This window comes from Rathayibacter sp. AY1D9 (assembly GCF_002932395.1).
GTDB lineage: Bacteria > Actinomycetota > Actinomycetes > Actinomycetales > Microbacteriaceae > Rathayibacter.
The window spans coordinates 103,427-118,327 of the sequence record NZ_PSVQ01000003.1; the positions used below are offsets into that span (position 1 = coordinate 103,427).

A 14,901-nucleotide genomic window follows, 5' to 3' on the forward strand; every position below is an offset into this window, starting at 1 on the left:
TGTCGCGTACCCGAGCGGCATCTCGCGGAGAGGAGGGCGGAGTCAGGAGGCGGCGAGCTCGCGGGCGCGGGCCAGCGCGGCGTCGGTCGCCCGCGTGAAGAGGGCGGCGAGGTCGGCCTCCTGCAGGACCGCGACGGCCCGCTCGGTGGTGCCCTTCGGGCTCGTGACCCGCCGGCGCAGCTCCGCCGGCTCCTCGCCGGAGTCCGCGAGCAGCTCGGCCGCGCCGCGGAACGTGCCGACCACCATCGTCGACGCCTGCTCCGGACTGAAGCCCTTCGCGACAGCGGCCGCGATGAGCTCCTCGATCAGCAGGAACACGTAGGCGGGCCCCGAGCCGGAGATCGTCGAGAGCGCGTCGAGCTGCGACTCCGGCACCTCGACCACCTCGCCGACCGTCTCGAACAGGCGGCGCACGAGCGCCAGGTCCTCGTCGCCGGACCGCGTGCCCGCGCTGAGGCCGGTGACGGCGCGGCCCACGACCGCGGGAGTGTTCGGCATCGAGCGGAGCACGGCGACGGACGCGGGCAGGTGCCGCTCGAACGTGGCCGCGGTCACGCCGGCGGCGACGGAGACGACGACCGCGCCCGGGGCGAGCGCGTCGGCGATCTCGTCGAGCAGGTCCGGCACCATGTGCGGCTTGACGGCCACGAGCACGATCGCCGCGCCCTCGACCGCGCGCCGGTTGGCCTCCGGGTCGTCCGCGGTGGCGAAGGCGGTGACCACCGGGTGGCCGTCCCACGCGGCGGCCTTCGCGGAGTCGCGGTTGGTCACCCGCACGCCCCCCTCGACGCGCACGTCGGGAGCCAGCAGGCCCTGGAGGATCGCACCCCCCATCGAGCCGAGGCCGAGGACGGCGATGGACGGGAGCAGGACGGGCGCATCGGTCACGCCGCTCATCCTACGAAGAGCCCGCGGCAAGGGGGTCCGGGTGCGGTCCGGCGCCTCGTAGGATGGCCCGACCATCCAGCGGCGAGCCCGAGGAGACCACGTGAGCGCATCCGGAGGCGGCACCGCGATCATCGCGGCGCTCGCGGCCAACCTCGGCATCGCCCTGACGAAGTTCGTCGCCTGGTTCTTCTCCGGATCCGCCTCCATGCTCGCCGAGGGCGTGCACTCGCTCGCCGACTCCGGCAATCAGCTGCTCCTGCTGCTCGGCGGCCGCAAGTCGCGGAAGGCCGCCGACGAGGAGCACCCGTTCGGCTACGGGCGCGAGCGCTACGTCTACGCCTTCGTGGTGTCGATCATCCTGTTCTCGGTCGGCGGCGTCTTCTCGCTCTACGAGGGCATCGAGAAGATCGCCGAGCCGCACGAGCTCGAGAACGCCTGGCTGCCGATCCTGGTCCTCGTGATCTCGATCTGCCTCGAGGGCTACTCGCTGCGCACGGGAGTGAAGGAGTCGAACCGGGTCCGCGGCTCGCAGTCCTGGTTCCAGTTCATCCGCCGGGCGAAGGCGCCGGAGCTGCCGGTCGTGCTCCTCGAGGACGTCGCCGCGCTCACCGGCCTGACGTTCGCGCTGCTCGGAGTCGGGCTGACCGTGATCACCGGCGACTCGGTCTACGACGCGATCGGAACGATCATGATCGGCACCCTGCTGATCGTGGTGGCGATCGTGCTGGGCGTCGAGACGAAGAGCCTGCTGGTCGGCGAGGGGGCGACCCCCGCCGACGCCGCCTCGATCCGCGCCGCGCTCGAGGCCGGGCGCGACGTCGAGCGCGTCATCCACATGCGCACCCTCTACCTCGGGCCGGACGAGATCCTCGTGGCCGCGAAGCTCGCCTTCCCGGCCGCCGAGACCCTCGAGCACGTGGCCGCCGGGATCGACGCCGCGGAGAAGCGGATCCGCGAGGCCGTCCCGGCCGCCACCACGATCTACCTCGAGCCCGACGTCGACCGTGGACGCGCAGGATCGGCGGCGGCCCGTCCGGCCGTGACGGAGGCGGAAGGGACGGCCGCCGCGGCCGCTCCGGCCGCCTCCGCTCCGCCCGCCGCCTCCCCGCCGGCCGCGCCGCAGGGGAGCGCCTGAGATGCGCCGGGCCCTGGCGATCGTCAACGAGCGCGGTGCCGGGCTCGGCGCGCTCGAGCCGATGCTGACCGAGCGGGGGTTCGCCGTCGACGCCGTCGCAGGGACGGACCTCGACGCGATCGACATCCTCGCCCCCGACCTCGTCGTCACGCTCGGCTCCAGCGCCGGCGTCTACGAGACCTCGCGGCACCCCTTCATCAGCCCCGAGATCGCGCTCCTGCAGGACCGGATGCACCACCGCCGTCCCACGCTCGGCGTCTGCTTCGGAGCGCAGCTGATCGCGACCGCCCTGGGCGAGTCCGTCCATCCCGGATCGGCCCGCGAGGTCGGCTTCCGCCCGGTCGTGCTCACGGAGGAGGGCGCCGGCTCCCCGCTCCGGCACCTCGCCGGCGTCGACGTGATGCAGTGGCACGGCGACACCTTCGCGCTGCCGAGCGGAGCAGCGCTGCTGGCGTCGTCGCCGGCGGGCGAGGTGCAGGCGTTCGCCGTGGAGGACTGGCTCCTCGGCGTGCAGTTCCACCCCGAGCTGACCGGCACGATGGCCGCGCAGTGGCTCGAGGGCGACGGGGAGTGGGCAGGAGCGGCGGGCTACGACGCCGCCGTGCTCGCCGACGACGTCGCGGCGGAGCGCTTCGAGCGGATGCACGCGGCGACGCGGCTCGCGCTGACGGAGTGGCTGGGCGCTCCGAGCTGAGGGTTCGGCGGCGGTCGGCGTCAGCGGCGGTCGGCGTCAGCGGCGGTCGGCGAAGAAGTCGAGCAGGAGCCGCGAGCACTCCGCGGCGCGGACCCCGGGGTACACCTCGACCACGTGGTTGTGCCGGCGGTCGCGGAGGAGGTCGTGCACGGATCCGGAGGCGCCCGCCTTCTCGTCCCACGCACCGAAGACGACGCGGTCGATCCGCGCCGCCAGGATCGCTCCGGCGCAGAGCACGCACGGCTCGAGCGTGACCACCAGCGTGCAGCCCTCGAGATGCCAGTCGCCGCGGGCCTCGGCCGCCGCGCGGATCGCGACCACCTCGGCGTGCGCCGTCGGATCCCGCCGCAGCTCGCGCTCGTTGCGCCCCAGCCCGAGCACCGCACCCTCCGAGTCGAGGACCACCGCGCCCACGGGGACGTCGCCCCAGCCCGCGGCCCGCCGCGCCTCGTCGAGCGCCAGGCCCATCCACTCCTCGGAGCGGCGGGGGACGCGGAGATCGCTGTCGCGCATCGCTCCCCCTCCTGCGGCGGCCCGCTGCGGCCGGTGGGGCGCCGCTCCGGCCAGTAGATTGAGCTTATGCGCGTCCACGTAGCCGACCACCCGCTGATCACCCACAAGCTCACCGTGCTGCGTGACAAGCGCACCCCCTCCCCCACCTTCCGGCAGCTCGCCGAGGAGCTGATGACGCTCCTCGCCTACGAGGCCACCCGCGGCGTCCGCACCCGCACCGTCACCATCGAGACCCCCGTGACGCAGACCACCGGCCTCGCGCTCAGCGACCCGCAGCCGCTGGTCGTCCCGATCCTCCGGGCCGGCCTCGGGATGCTCGAGGGCATGGTCAAGCTCATCCCGACCGCCGAGGTCGGCTTCCTGGGCATGGCACGCAACGAGGAGACGCTCGAGCCGACCACGTACGCGGAGCGCCTGCCCGACGACCTGTCGAACCGCCAGTGCTTCGTCCTCGACCCGATGCTCGCGACCGGCGGCTCGCTCGTCGCGGCCATCCAGTTCCTCTTCGACCGGGGAGCGGTCGACGTCACCGCCGTCTGCCTGCTCGCCGCCCCCGAGGGCCTGGCCGCCGTCGAGAAGGCCTTCGGCGACCGCGACGTGACCATCGTCCTCGGCTCCCTCGACGAGAAGCTCAACGAGCTCGGCTACATCGTCCCCGGCCTCGGCGACGCGGGCGACCGCCTCTACGGCCTCGCGGGCTGAGCCCGCCGGCCCCCGTACGAGCGGGCCTTCCGTCGCGCCCCGGAACAGGAAGCCCCGCTGAGCCGTGCCGGTCGGCCGGCGCAGCGAGGGTCTCGACAGCCCCCACCGCGACCGTCCGGCAAAGCCCATCCTGCGGATCGAGCAGCCCGCGCAGCGGGCGCATCGAGGTCCCCAATCACGGCGCGCGCCTCCTCCCGAGCACCGGAACCACCCCCGACGCGCCGTCCATCCCGACGGAAGTGTTGACGCCGTGCACCGGCCTCCGCTTTACTGGCGGACATGACTGACACCCTGCACGCCCCGACCTCCCTCGAGGCCATCGGGAATGCCGGCATGATGATGGCCGGTGGCCCCGTCATGTGCTGTCGAATGTGTGCATGAGGAACTGACCTCGCCGGATCCCCGCACCGCCTCCGCCCGCTGATCGTCACGATCGGCTGAGCGTCCGAGGCGCGGACGATCCCCTGGATGCCCCGCATCCGTCTCTGCCGCCACCGCGCACCGCGGGCCGGCTCGATCGCGCACACCCGGATCCGCTCCCTCGGACACTCGTCCCGGATCCGACCAGCCAAGGACTCGTCATGACCCTCCTCCACACCCGCACCGCCACCGCCACCACCCCCACCGAGGCGCCCCGCCTCCAGCCGGTCGCCGACGCCGCGCCCGCAGCGCCCCGCCTCCGCGCCGTCCCCCAGGGCACCGAGGCCCGCGGCTTCGCCCTCTACGTCGGCATCGACGAGGCCAAGGCCCGTGCCGCCGGAGTCGACCTCGGCCGCCTGGTCGAGGAGCTCAAGCGCGTCACGGCGCAGCTCGCCCCCGACGCCGAGACCTACGCCTCCGTCGCCCTCGCCCCGCAGGGCGCCGGCGGCCGCGACGTGGACGTGGTCCGCCTCGCGCTGCAGGACCCGGCCGCCGTCGCCAAGCGCCGCTCCGACGCCGAGCCCGATCCCGACCGTGCACCCGGCGGCGTCGTCATCGACATCTCCCGCAAGCGCGTCATCCTCGACGAGGAGACCACCCCCCTCACCTACAAGGAGTTCGAGCTCCTCCAGTACCTCGTGCTCCGCGAGGGCCGCACCATCGAGCGCGCCGAGCTCATCGCCTCGCTCTGGGGCGCCGCGGACGACGACGCGCCGAACGAGCGCACCATCGACGTCCACGTCCGCCGCCTCCGCGCCAAGCTCGGCCGCTACGAGGAGATCGTGCGCACCGTCCGCGGAGTCGGCTACCGCTTCGACCGCCACGCCGACGTCGCCATCCGCTACGCGTCGACGCCGTCGCCGGATCTGTTCTGAATTGCGAGGAGAACGCTTGCGTTCTCCTCGCCGCGGTCGGCTTCACCCGTTGTCGCGATTCGGAGAGCGGATCGCGACCGGCTAGCGGGAAACGCTGACACGCGTTTCCCGCATTCGCCTCGAGGGCGGGACGTCCTCTCGACCTCGACGGATGCGCGCGACCGCTCCTCACACCTGGAGGGCTGCTCGGCGGCCTGCTGTGTGGCCGAGGCCGTGGGGGGCGGGGCGCGCCTCGCGGGGCAGGACGACGGGGCCGGGCCGCGTCGGCGGGGGACGAGGGCAGGGGGTGCTCGTCGTGTCCGTCGACGGTCAGGGATGGGCTGCGGTTCGGTGCGGACGTCGGAGGCAGCAGACGGGGCGTCCTGGGTCAGGAGAGAGTCGTGCGGAGCGCGGGCGGGCGCGGCGACGGGCGGGGCGGGGCGGCTCAGGGAGGATTCAGGAAAGAGAGGGTTGCGTCGTTACCGGGTCGTTATATAGTTCAAGTGCGTCGACCGTTTGCTGTGGCGGGAAGCGCGAGAAGTGATTGCAGGACACTCTTGGTGCAAGGGAATGAAGGCCGGCCGCTCGCCTCAGCGGCCGGCCTTCTGTCGTTCCCCCGGCCCCCTTCCTCCGACTCCCCTCCTCCCAGCACCCCGGCGTAGGCTGTACGGCGTCTGGATGTCAGGGAACCGCTTCCTGAGTGCCGTGAAGGAGGACCAGTGGGGTCGAGAGAGGCCGTCGCCGCCTGGGAGTCGCTCTTCCGCGCCCAGGTCCAGGTGATGCGCACCCTGAGCACCGAGTTCCCCTCGCGGGAGATCTCGATGAACGAGTACGACGTGCTCTTCAACCTCACCCGGCAGCCCGGTCGGCGCGCACGGCTGCGCGACCTGAACCGGCACGTCCTCCTGACGCAGCCCAGCGTCAGCAGGCTGATCGACCGGCTCGCCGCCCGCGGCTGCGTCGAGAAGAGCGAGGATCCGGCGGACGCCCGCGGCACGATCATCGCGATCACCGACGAGGGCTACGCGCTCTTCCGCCGCGTCGCGCTCACCCACATGAGGACCATCTCGGAGCAGGTCGGCGGCGTCCTCGACGAGGACGAGCTGAAGCAGCTGACCGCGCTCTGCGACAAGCTCCGCGACGGCATCGCCTCCGCCTGATCCGTCCCCGCTAGCACGGGCCGCAGCGACCGGCCAGGTCTTCGCCGCGGCGCGGGACTCGCGGATCATGGTGGTCACCATGAGTGACACCTCCCCCACCCTCGTCTGGCTCCGCGACGACCTGCGCCTGGCCGACAACCCCGCTCTGCGCGCCGCGATCGACCGTGGCGGCCCCGTCGCGGTCTGCTACGTGCTCGACGAGGAGTCGGCGGGCATCCGTCCGCTCGGGGGCGCCTCCCGCTGGTGGCTGCACGGCAGCCTCGCAGCCCTCGCCGCCGACCTGCGCGAGCACGGCGCCCCGCTGATCCTGCGCCGCGGGCCGGCCGAGGCCGTCGTCCTCCAGCTCGCCGAGGAGATCGGCGCCGGAGCCGTGCACTGGAACCGCCGCTACGGGAGGGCCGAGCGCACCGTCGACGCGGCGGTGAAGGAATCGCTCCGCAACGGCGGCCTCGAGGCCGAGAGCCACCAGGGCTCGCTGATGTTCGAGCCGTGGACCGTGCAGACCGGCGCGGGCGGCCCCTACTCCGTCTACACGCCCTTCGCCCGCGCCTGCCGCGCCAAGCCGACGCCGCGCGCGCCGCTCCCCCGCCCCCGCTCGCTCGACGGCGTCACGGGAGAGATCGCCTCCGACTCCCTCGACGACTGGGAGCTGCTGCCCACGCGTCCCGACTGGGCGGGAGGGCTGCGCGAGCGCTGGGTCCCCGGCGAGAAGGCGGCGGCCGACCGGCTGCGCGCGTTCCTCGCGGAGCAGCTCGACGACTACGCCGACGGTCGCGACCGGCCGGCGGAGGACGCCACCTCGAACCTCTCCCCGCACCTGAGGTGGGGCGAGATCAGCCCCTTCCAGGTGTGGCACGCCCTGGAGGAGGCGCACGCGAAGGGCCTGCACCGCGGCGACGGCAGCGACCGGTTCCTCTCCGAGGTGCTCTGGCGCGAGTTCTGCTACCACCTGCTGTTCCACTGGCCGGATCTGGCGACCGCGAACTTCGACACCCGGTTCGACTCCTTCCCGTGGGGACGCCCCGGCCAGGAGGCGATCGACGCCTGGCACCAGGGGCGCACCGGCTACCCCCTGGTGGACGCCGGCATGCGCGAGCTCTGGAGCACCGGCTACATGCACAACCGGGTCCGGATGGTGACCGCGTCGTTCCTGATCAAGAACCTGCTGGTCGACTGGCGGGTGGGCGAGGAGTGGTTCTGGGACACCCTGGTGGACGCGGACCCAGCGAGCAACGCCGCGAACTGGCAGTGGGTCGCGGGCTCGGGAGCCGATGCGTCGCCGTTCTTCCGGGTCTTCAACCCGGTCACGCAGTCGAGGAAGTTCGACCCGGCCGGCGAGTACATCCGCCACAACGTGCCGGAGCTCGGCGGAGTCGAGGGCGCCGCCGTGCACGAGCCGTGGACGCTAGGGGACACGCTGACCGGAGGCGCGGACGGCTACCCGGCGCCCCTCGTCGACCTCAAGGAGACGCGGGCGCACGCACTGGACGCCTTCGCGCAGATCAAGAGCGCCCCGCGCGACATCTCGCCGAGGGGCGACGACTGAGCGTCGCCGGCTAGACGCGTCCCGCCGGGCCGGTGGAGCGGCCGGACTCGGCGAGCGGGTCCTCCTCCCCGCCCTGATCGCGCAGATCGCGGGCCGGGATGCCGACGAGCACCGCCCCGTCGGGCGCGTCCTTCACCACGACGGCGTTCGCGCCCACGCTGACGTCGGATCCGAGCACGAGCGGGCCCAGGACGACCGCGCCGGCGCCGACGACCACCCGGTCGCCGAGCGTGGGGTGCCGACGCTCGCGCCGGGCCGACCTCCCGCCCAGCGTGACGGAGTGGTAGAGCATGCAGTCGTCGCCGATCCGCGCGGTCTCGCCGATGACGACGCCCATGCCGTGGTCGATGAACAGACGCCGGCCGATGGTCGCACCGGGGTGGATCTCCACTCCGGTCGCCGCGCGCGCCGCCTGGCTGAGCAGCCGGGCGGGCAGGCGGAGGCCCCGCCGCCACCAGGCGTGCGCGACGCGGTGCACCCAGACCGCATGCACTCCCGGGTAGGAGAGGACGACCTCCACCGCGCTCCGGGCGGCGGGGTCGCGCTCCCGGGCGGTGCGGACGTCCTCGCGGAGCAGGGCGAGGAGCCCGGGACGCTCCGGTCCGGACGGGACGCGGCGCTCCGGCCGACCGTCGCGTCCGGAGCGGGGCGTCCCGCCTCGTCTCGAGGGGCTCAGCTGCGGAGGTCCTCGTACAGGACGGTCGAGATGTACCGCTCGCCGAAGTCGCAGACGATGGCGACGATGGTCTTCCCCGCGTTCTCGGGGCGCTTCGCGACCTCGAGGGCGGCCCACATGATCGAGCCGGAGGAGATGCCGCCGAGGATCCCCTCCTGCGCGGCCATCTCGCGGGCCACCCGCACGGAGTCGTCGAGCGTCACGTCGATGATCTCGTCGTAGACCTCGCGGTCGAGGATCGCGGGGACGAAGTTGGCGCCGATGCCCTGGATCTTGTGCGGACCGGCGGTGCCCTGGGTGAGGAGCGGGGAGTCGATCGGCTCCACTCCGATGATCTGCACACCGGGCTTGCGCTCCTTGAGCACCTGGCCGACTCCGGTGATGGTGCCGCCGGTGCCGATGCCGGCCACGAAGACGTCGACCTCGCCGTCGGTGTCCTCCCAGACCTCCTCCGCGGTGGTGCGGCGGTGCACCTCGGGGTTGGCGGCGTTCTCGAACTGGCGGGCGAGGATCGCGCCGGGGGTCTCGTCGACGATCGCGCGGGCGCGCTCGACCGCTCCGCGCATGCCCTCGCTGCCGGGGGTGAGCACGATCTCGGCTCCGTAGGCGCGGAGGAGGACCCGGCGCTCGACGGACATCGTCTCGGGCATCGTGAGGACGACCTTGTAGCCGCGGGCGGCGCCCACCATCGCGAGCGCGATGCCGGTGTTGCCGCTCGTGCCCTCGACGATCGTCCCGCCGGGGTGCAGCTCGCCGGAGGCCTCGGCCGCGTCGATGATGGCGACGCCGATGCGGTCCTTCACGCTGTTCGCGGGGTTGTAGAACTCGAGCTTGGCGAGGACCGTCGCCTGGTCGGCGCCCTCCAGCCGGTTGATGCGGACGAGAGGGGTCCTGCCGACGAGCTGGGTCACGTCGTCGTGGATGCGTGCCATGGTGTGCGCTTTCTGCCGGGGCCGGCCGCCCGGGGCCCCGGAGCGGTGGGTGGAACGGGTGCTGCAGCGCCCCTCGGAGCGGCGCTCCCCCCACGATACGGATGCATCGACCCGAGGTCAGCACTCCGGACGCGCCCGCTCCTGCGCATCACCCGCCAGCTCCTCATCTCCACCGGGAGGAGGACGCCCCGCGGGCGCACCCGTCACGTACCATGAACCCGGGGGATCGCGCGACTGCTCGCGAGGCTTCTCGCCACCCTCCCTCACATCTCCGCGGCCCGGCGCCGCGTCGAAAGGACGACCGCTCCATGGCACTTCCCACTGCATCCCGCCGCTCCGTCCGGCCGCTCGGGATGTCGCTGCGGGCGGTCATGGGGTTCATCGGGATGAGCGCCGTGGCGGGCGTCCTGATCACCGTCGGCGTCACGCCGGCCCTCGCGCTGACGGGCCTGGCGACGAGCAACACGATCGGCATGTTCCAGAACCTGCCGGGCTACCTCGACGTGGGCCAGCTGATGCAGCGCACCAACGTCTACGCGAGCGACGGGACGACCCTCCTCGCCTCCGTCTACGACCAGAACCGCGTCGAGGTCGGCTGGGACGACGTCGCGCAGTCCGCGAAGGACGCGGCCGTCGCCGGCGAGGACCCGCGCTTCTACGAGCACGGCGGCATCGACCTCCAGGGCACGCTCCGGGCCATCGCCGTCACGCTCACGGGCGACGACCTGCAGGGCGGGTCGTCGATCACGCAGCAGTACGTGAAGAACGTCCTGGTGCAGAAGGCGGAGTCGATCACCGACGAGGCCGCGCGCGACAAGGCCTACCAGGAGGCGACGGACCCGACCCCCGAGCGCAAGCTCAAGGAGATGCGCCTCGCGATCGGCCTCGAGAAGGAGGCGTCGAAAGACGACATCCTGCTCGGCTACCTCAACATCGCCCTCTTCGGGGGCACCGTCTACGGCATCGAGGCCGCGGCGAACTACTACTACGGCATCCCCGCGAGCCAGCTCTCGACCTCGCAGGCGGCCGCGCTGCTGGCGATCGTGAACAACCCGGCGAAGTTCCGCTTCGACAACCCGGGCGACGAGGCGAACGGCGCCGCCAACGGCTACGCCGCCACCAAGGAGCGCCGCGACTACATCCTCTCGGAGGAGCTCAAGCACGGCCGGATCGACCAGGCCGCGCACGACGCCGCCGTCGCCGAGCCGATCACCCCGAACATCACGGAGCCCTCGACCGGCTGCACCACCGCCGGCAACGCCGCGTACTTCTGCGACTACGTGCTGAACGTCCTCCGCAACGACTCCGTCTTCGGGGCGACCGACGACGAGCGCTATCAGCGCATCCGCCAGGGCGGCTTCGACGTCGTGACGACCCTCGACCTCGACATCCAGCAGGTCTCGCAGGCGGCGCTCAACGCCTACATCCCCTCCGTCGACCCGCGCTTCCAGGTCGGCGCGACGGCCGCCTCCGTCGAGGCGAAGACGGGCCGCGTGCTCTCCATGGTGCAGAACACGCAGTACAGCCAGGACGAGCAGTTCCTCGCCGCGAACCCCGGCTACAGCGCGATCAACCTCAACGTCGACCTCAGCATGGGCGGCGGCTCCGGCGTGCAGACCGGATCGACCTACAAGGTGTTCACGCTGGCGCAGTGGCTGAAGGCGGGGCACACCGTCAACGAGTCGTTCGCCTCCCCCACCTCCGGCTTCAGCTCCTACCCCCAGAAGTGCAACGTCGAGGGCGACGGCGGCTACTACGGCAAGTTCTCGCCTCGCAACGACGACCCGTCGGAGGACGCGAGCTCGATGAGCGCGCTCGGCGCGACCACGAACTCGATCAACACCGGCTTCATGGGAATGGCGCAGCAGCTCGACCTCTGCGACATCCGCACCACCGCCGAGTCGTTCGGGATGCACCGCGCCGACGGCCGCGAGCTCGCCAACGGGCCGGCCTCGGTCCTCGGGACGAACGAGATCGCGCCCCTGACGGTGGCCAACGCCTACGCGGGGATCGCGAACGACGGCACGACCTGCTCGGCGATCGTCATCGACCGGATCACCGACAGCGAGGGCAACGCCGTCGCCGCCCCGGCATCGGCGTGCACGCCCTCCGTGTCGCCCGAGGTCGCCCGAGGGATGCAGTACGCGATGCAGCGGGTGATGACCTCCGGAACGGCCTACGCCTCGAACCCCTTCGACGGGATCGAGCACATCGGCAAGACGGGCACCACCGACGAGGCCGCCGACGTATGGACGGCGGGCGCCAGCAAGGCCGCCTCCCTGGCGGTCTGGGTCGGCAGCATCAACGGCTTCGCCGACAACACCAAGCAGAACCTTCGCTTCATCAGCCTGACGGGCGAGAAGGGCACCATCCGCGCCTCCAACGCCCGGCACGCCATCTGGAAGCCGATCATGACGGCGCTCGACGAGAAGTACGGCGGCGACGACTTCACGGCACCGCCGGCCTCGATGCTTGCGTACTCGCCGCGATCGGCGGCGAACTCCGAGGTCCCCGACGTCACGGGCGAGACGGTCGAGAGCGCCACGGCGATCCTCACCGCCGCCGGTTTCGTCGTCGGGATGCACGAGTCGGTCGACTCCGCGACGATCCCTGAGGGCTCCGTCGTGTCGACGACGCCGAGCGCGGAGGAGACGGCGGTCGCCGGCGGGGTGATCCCCCTCCAGGTGAGCACGGGCAAGGCTCCGGCCAATCCGAACGACATCTCGGACCTGAACGGCGACCTGATCGAGTAGAGGCGTCGCCCGTCCCGTGAAGGGGCCGATCCCTCCGGGGTCGGCCCCTTCTGCTGTCGCAGGCGCCGGGCCTGCGCGGGCGCCGTCGCGCCGACTCCGGGCGGACGGGCGTCCGGCGCGGCCGTGGCGCGCCTCGTCGGGGATGTCGCAGGCCTCGCCTAGGGTGCTGGTGCAGCGAGAGGATCCATCCTGAAGCGACCGAACGTCCCCGTCTTCCAGCCCCGTCGAACCGTCCACGGGGTTCTCGGCGCGCTGTTCGGATTCGTGATCGTCAGCGTCCTGGCGGGTCTGCTCGCCTCGCTCGTGGTCGCCCCCGCCGCCGCGCTCACCGGCGCGGCGACCTCCGGCACCATCTCGGCGTTCCAGTCCCTCCCGAGCTACCTCGAGGTCGGGCGCCTGATGCAGAAGAGCGACGTCTACGCGGGCGACCCGGACGATCCGACGCTGCTGGCCTCCTTCTACGACCAGAACCGGATCGAGGTGCCGGCCGACCGGATCGCCGACTCCGTGAAGGACGCGCTCGTCGCGAGCGAGGACCCGCGCTTCTACGACCACGGCGGGATCGACCTGCAGGGCACCCTCCGCGCCATCGCCAGCACCTACCTCCTCGACGGCGACACCCAGGGCGGCTCGTCGATCACGCAGCAGTACGTGAAGAACGTGCTGGTGCAGAAGGCCGAGTCGATCCCGGACGAGGCGGACCGCGACCGCGCGTACGCGGAGGCGACGGCGACCACGGCCGAGCGCAAGCTCAAGGAGATGCGGCTCGCGATCGGGCTCGAGAAGGTGTCCTCGAAGGACGACATCGTCCTCGGCTACCTCAACATCGCGCTGTTCGGAGGCACCGTCTACGGCATCGAGGCCGCGGCGGAGTACTACTACGGCATCCCGGCGGCCGACCTCTCCCTCGCGCAGTCCGCATCGCTCCTGGCCATCGTGAACAACCCCGAGAAGTTCCGCTTCGACCGTCCGGACGACACGGCCAACGGCGAAGCGAACGGCTACGCGCAGACCCGGGATCGGCGCGACTACATCCTCGACCGGATGCTCGAGACGGGGAGCATCGACCAGGCCGCGCACGACGCCGCGGCCGCCGAGGCGATCACCCCCGACATCACCCCGCCGTCCACCGGCTGCCAGACGGCCGACAGCGCGGCCTACTTCTGCGACTACGTGACCCACGTCCTCCGAGACGACCCGGCGCTCGGAGCGACCGACGACGAGCGCTACGCGGCGATCAAGCAGGGCGGGATCAAGGTCTACACGACGATCGATCTCGATCTGCAGAGGACCGCGCAGGAGCTGATGGACGAGCAGGTCCCCTCCTCCGATCCGCGCTTCGACGTCGGGGCGACGGCGGTCGCCGTCCAGAACGGCACCGGGCGCATCCTCACGATGGTGCAGAACAAGCGCTACAGCCAGGACCCGGACGTGATCGCGAGCGGGCCGGAGTTCTCGGCGATCAACCTCAACGTCGACGCGTCCGCGGGCGGCGGCAACGGCTTCCAGACCGGCTCCGCCTACAAGGTGTTCACGCTCGCCGAGTGGCTCGACCGCGGGCACACCCTGCTCGAGCAGTTCGACTCGAAGCAGAAGAACTGGACCGGCTTCGCCGACAGCTGCGAGGGCACCTGGGACTACGACTCCTACAACCCCAAGAACGCCGGCGACGGCGGCTACACCGACACCCAGACGGCGCTGTACTCGACGATCTACTCGCTGAACACGGGCTTCACCGGGATGTCGCACCTGCTCGACCAGTGCGAGATCCGCAAGCAGGCCGAGGCCTTCGGAGTGCACCGCGCGGACGGGACCGCGCTCGTGCAGTCGCCGGGAGCGGTCCTCGGCACCAACGAGATCGCACCGCTCACCATGGCGACCGCATACTCCGGCATCGCCGCGAACGGCACGACCTGCACCCCCGTCGCGATCACGGCGATCGTCGGAGCGGACGGCCGCGAGATCGAGCCGGTGGAGACGACCTGCAGCCGGGCGGTGTCGTCGAGGGTCGCCTCGGCGATGCAGTACACGATGCTCAAGGTGACCGCCGAGGGCACGGGTGTCGAGGACGATCCGAAGAACGGCATCCAGCACATCACCAAGACGGGCACCACCGACAACTCCGCCGACACCTGGGCCATCGGCGCCTCGACCGAGACCTCCCTCGCGGTCTGGGTCGGCAGCATCTCGGCACGCGCGGACGGCTCGAGGGTGAACCTCGACTCGATCGACTTCGACAGCGGCTGGGCGCCCTCGGCACGCCACCGGATCTGGAAGCCGTTGATGACGGCGATCGACTCCCGCTACGGCGGCTCGGACTTCCCGCAGGCCGACCAGTCGCTCATCGCGGCGCCGCAGGTCACCGTGCCGGACCTGTCGGGCCGGACCAGCGACTCCGCCGCACAGGCGCTGACCGCAGCAGGGCTCACTCCCGGAGCGACGTCGCAGGTCGACTCGACGCAGCCGATGAACACCGTGGCCGGCACCGGTCCGGCCGCGGGCACCCGCGTGGACAAGGGATCGGTGGTGGGCGTGCAGCTGAGCACGGGGAAGGCGCCGCCCGCTCCTGCTCCGGGCGGCTGACACCGCTGGACCGGGATGTCGCCGGTCGGCGAGGATCTGCGGCGG

The 14,901-nt window shown here is 72.0% G+C and carries 12 protein-coding genes; 8 read left to right on the plus strand and 4 right to left on the minus strand.

Features of this window, described 5'->3' with window-relative positions; genetic code table 11:
- Positions 1-42: 42 nt before the first annotated feature.
- Complete coding sequence (gene proC, locus C5C50_RS03020; protein ID WP_374954490.1) at positions 43-834, minus strand: pyrroline-5-carboxylate reductase; 792 nt, start codon at positions 832-834, stop codon at positions 43-45.
- A 154-nt stretch (positions 835-988) separates the two neighbouring features.
- Here proC and C5C50_RS03025 point away from each other — a divergent pair, with 154 nt between their 5' ends.
- Positions 989-2,023 (plus strand): cation diffusion facilitator family transporter, encoded by a 1,035-nt coding sequence (locus C5C50_RS03025; RefSeq protein ID WP_104272800.1) that lies wholly within the window; start codon positions 989-991, stop codon positions 2,021-2,023.
- Position 2,024: 1 nt separating this feature from the next.
- A complete protein-coding gene (locus C5C50_RS03030; protein ID WP_104261460.1) occupies positions 2,025-2,717 on the plus strand; it encodes a gamma-glutamyl-gamma-aminobutyrate hydrolase family protein in 693 nt (230 codons plus the stop codon).
- 36 nt (positions 2,718-2,753) lie between these two features.
- Here C5C50_RS03030 and C5C50_RS03035 read toward each other — a convergent pair whose 3' ends face one another.
- Positions 2,754-3,230, minus strand: coding sequence for a nucleoside deaminase (locus C5C50_RS03035; protein WP_219812140.1), 477 nt, complete (start codon positions 3,228-3,230; stop codon positions 2,754-2,756).
- A 66-nt stretch (positions 3,231-3,296) separates the two neighbouring features.
- Here C5C50_RS03035 and upp point away from each other — a divergent pair, with 66 nt between their 5' ends.
- The 4 genes from upp (at position 3,297) to C5C50_RS03055 (ending at position 7,912) form a co-directional block, all read left to right on the plus strand.
- Positions 3,297-3,932 carry a uracil phosphoribosyltransferase gene (gene upp / locus C5C50_RS03040; protein WP_104224850.1) on the plus strand — a complete coding sequence of 212 codons (636 nt, stop codon included), beginning with the start codon at positions 3,297-3,299 and terminating at the stop codon, positions 3,930-3,932.
- Positions 3,933-4,513: 581 nt separating this feature from the next.
- Positions 4,514-5,227 (plus strand): winged helix-turn-helix domain-containing protein, encoded by a 714-nt coding sequence (locus tag C5C50_RS03045; protein ID WP_104262947.1) that lies wholly within the window; start codon positions 4,514-4,516, stop codon positions 5,225-5,227.
- A 758-nt stretch (positions 5,228-5,985) separates the two neighbouring features.
- Positions 5,986-6,366, plus strand: a complete 381-nt coding sequence (locus C5C50_RS03050) for a MarR family winged helix-turn-helix transcriptional regulator (protein ID WP_104226067.1) — start codon at positions 5,986-5,988, stop codon at positions 6,364-6,366.
- Between the two features lie 79 nt (positions 6,367-6,445).
- Entirely contained in the window at positions 6,446-7,912 is a 1,467-nt protein-coding gene (locus tag C5C50_RS03055) for a deoxyribodipyrimidine photo-lyase (protein WP_104272830.1), read from the plus strand.
- 10 nt (positions 7,913-7,922) lie between these two features.
- On the opposite strand, the gene epsC is transcribed toward C5C50_RS03055, so the two are convergent.
- Positions 7,923-8,489, minus strand: coding sequence for a serine O-acetyltransferase EpsC (gene epsC, locus C5C50_RS03060; RefSeq protein WP_104262415.1), 567 nt, complete (start codon positions 8,487-8,489; stop codon positions 7,923-7,925).
- A 95-nt stretch (positions 8,490-8,584) separates the two neighbouring features.
- The gene (cysK, locus tag C5C50_RS03065) at positions 8,585-9,520 is read right to left on the minus strand and encodes a cysteine synthase A (protein WP_104237779.1); all 936 of its coding nucleotides are present in this window, start codon (positions 9,518-9,520) and stop codon (positions 8,585-8,587) included.
- A gap of 308 nt (positions 9,521-9,828) precedes the next feature.
- Here cysK and C5C50_RS03070 point away from each other — a divergent pair, with 308 nt between their 5' ends.
- Both C5C50_RS03070 and C5C50_RS03075 read left to right on the plus strand, forming a co-directional pair.
- Entirely contained in the window at positions 9,829-12,273 is a 2,445-nt protein-coding gene (locus tag C5C50_RS03070) for a penicillin-binding protein (RefSeq protein ID WP_159939720.1), read from the plus strand.
- A gap of 264 nt (positions 12,274-12,537) precedes the next feature.
- Positions 12,538-14,856 carry a transglycosylase domain-containing protein gene (locus tag C5C50_RS03075; RefSeq protein WP_104272801.1) on the plus strand — a complete coding sequence of 773 codons (2,319 nt, stop codon included), beginning with the start codon at positions 12,538-12,540 and terminating at the stop codon, positions 14,854-14,856.
- Positions 14,857-14,901 lie beyond the last annotated feature (45 nt).

Excerpts from the sequence above, each read along its gene's own strand:
- proC (WP_374954490.1), bottom strand. The coding sequence starts at position 834 with ATGGGGGGTGCGATCCTCCAGGGCCTGCTGGCTCCCGACGTGCGCGTC.
- C5C50_RS03030 (WP_104261460.1), top strand. The coding sequence starts at position 2,025 with ATGCGCCGGGCCCTGGCGATCGTCAACGAGCGCGGTGCCGGGCTCGGC.
- C5C50_RS03035 (WP_219812140.1), bottom strand. The coding sequence starts at position 3,230 with ATGCGCGACAGCGATCTCCGCGTCCCCCGCCGCTCCGAGGAGTGGATG.
- upp (WP_104224850.1), top strand. The coding sequence starts at position 3,297 with ATGCGCGTCCACGTAGCCGACCACCCGCTGATCACCCACAAGCTCACC.
- C5C50_RS03045 (WP_104262947.1), top strand. The coding sequence starts at position 4,514 with ATGACCCTCCTCCACACCCGCACCGCCACCGCCACCACCCCCACCGAG.
- C5C50_RS03050 (WP_104226067.1), top strand. The coding sequence starts at position 5,986 with ATGCGCACCCTGAGCACCGAGTTCCCCTCGCGGGAGATCTCGATGAAC.
- C5C50_RS03055 (WP_104272830.1), top strand. The coding sequence starts at position 6,446 with ATGAGTGACACCTCCCCCACCCTCGTCTGGCTCCGCGACGACCTGCGC.
- cysK (WP_104237779.1), bottom strand. The coding sequence starts at position 9,520 with ATGGCACGCATCCACGACGACGTGACCCAGCTCGTCGGCAGGACCCCT.
- C5C50_RS03070 (WP_159939720.1), top strand. The coding sequence starts at position 9,829 with ATGGCACTTCCCACTGCATCCCGCCGCTCCGTCCGGCCGCTCGGGATG.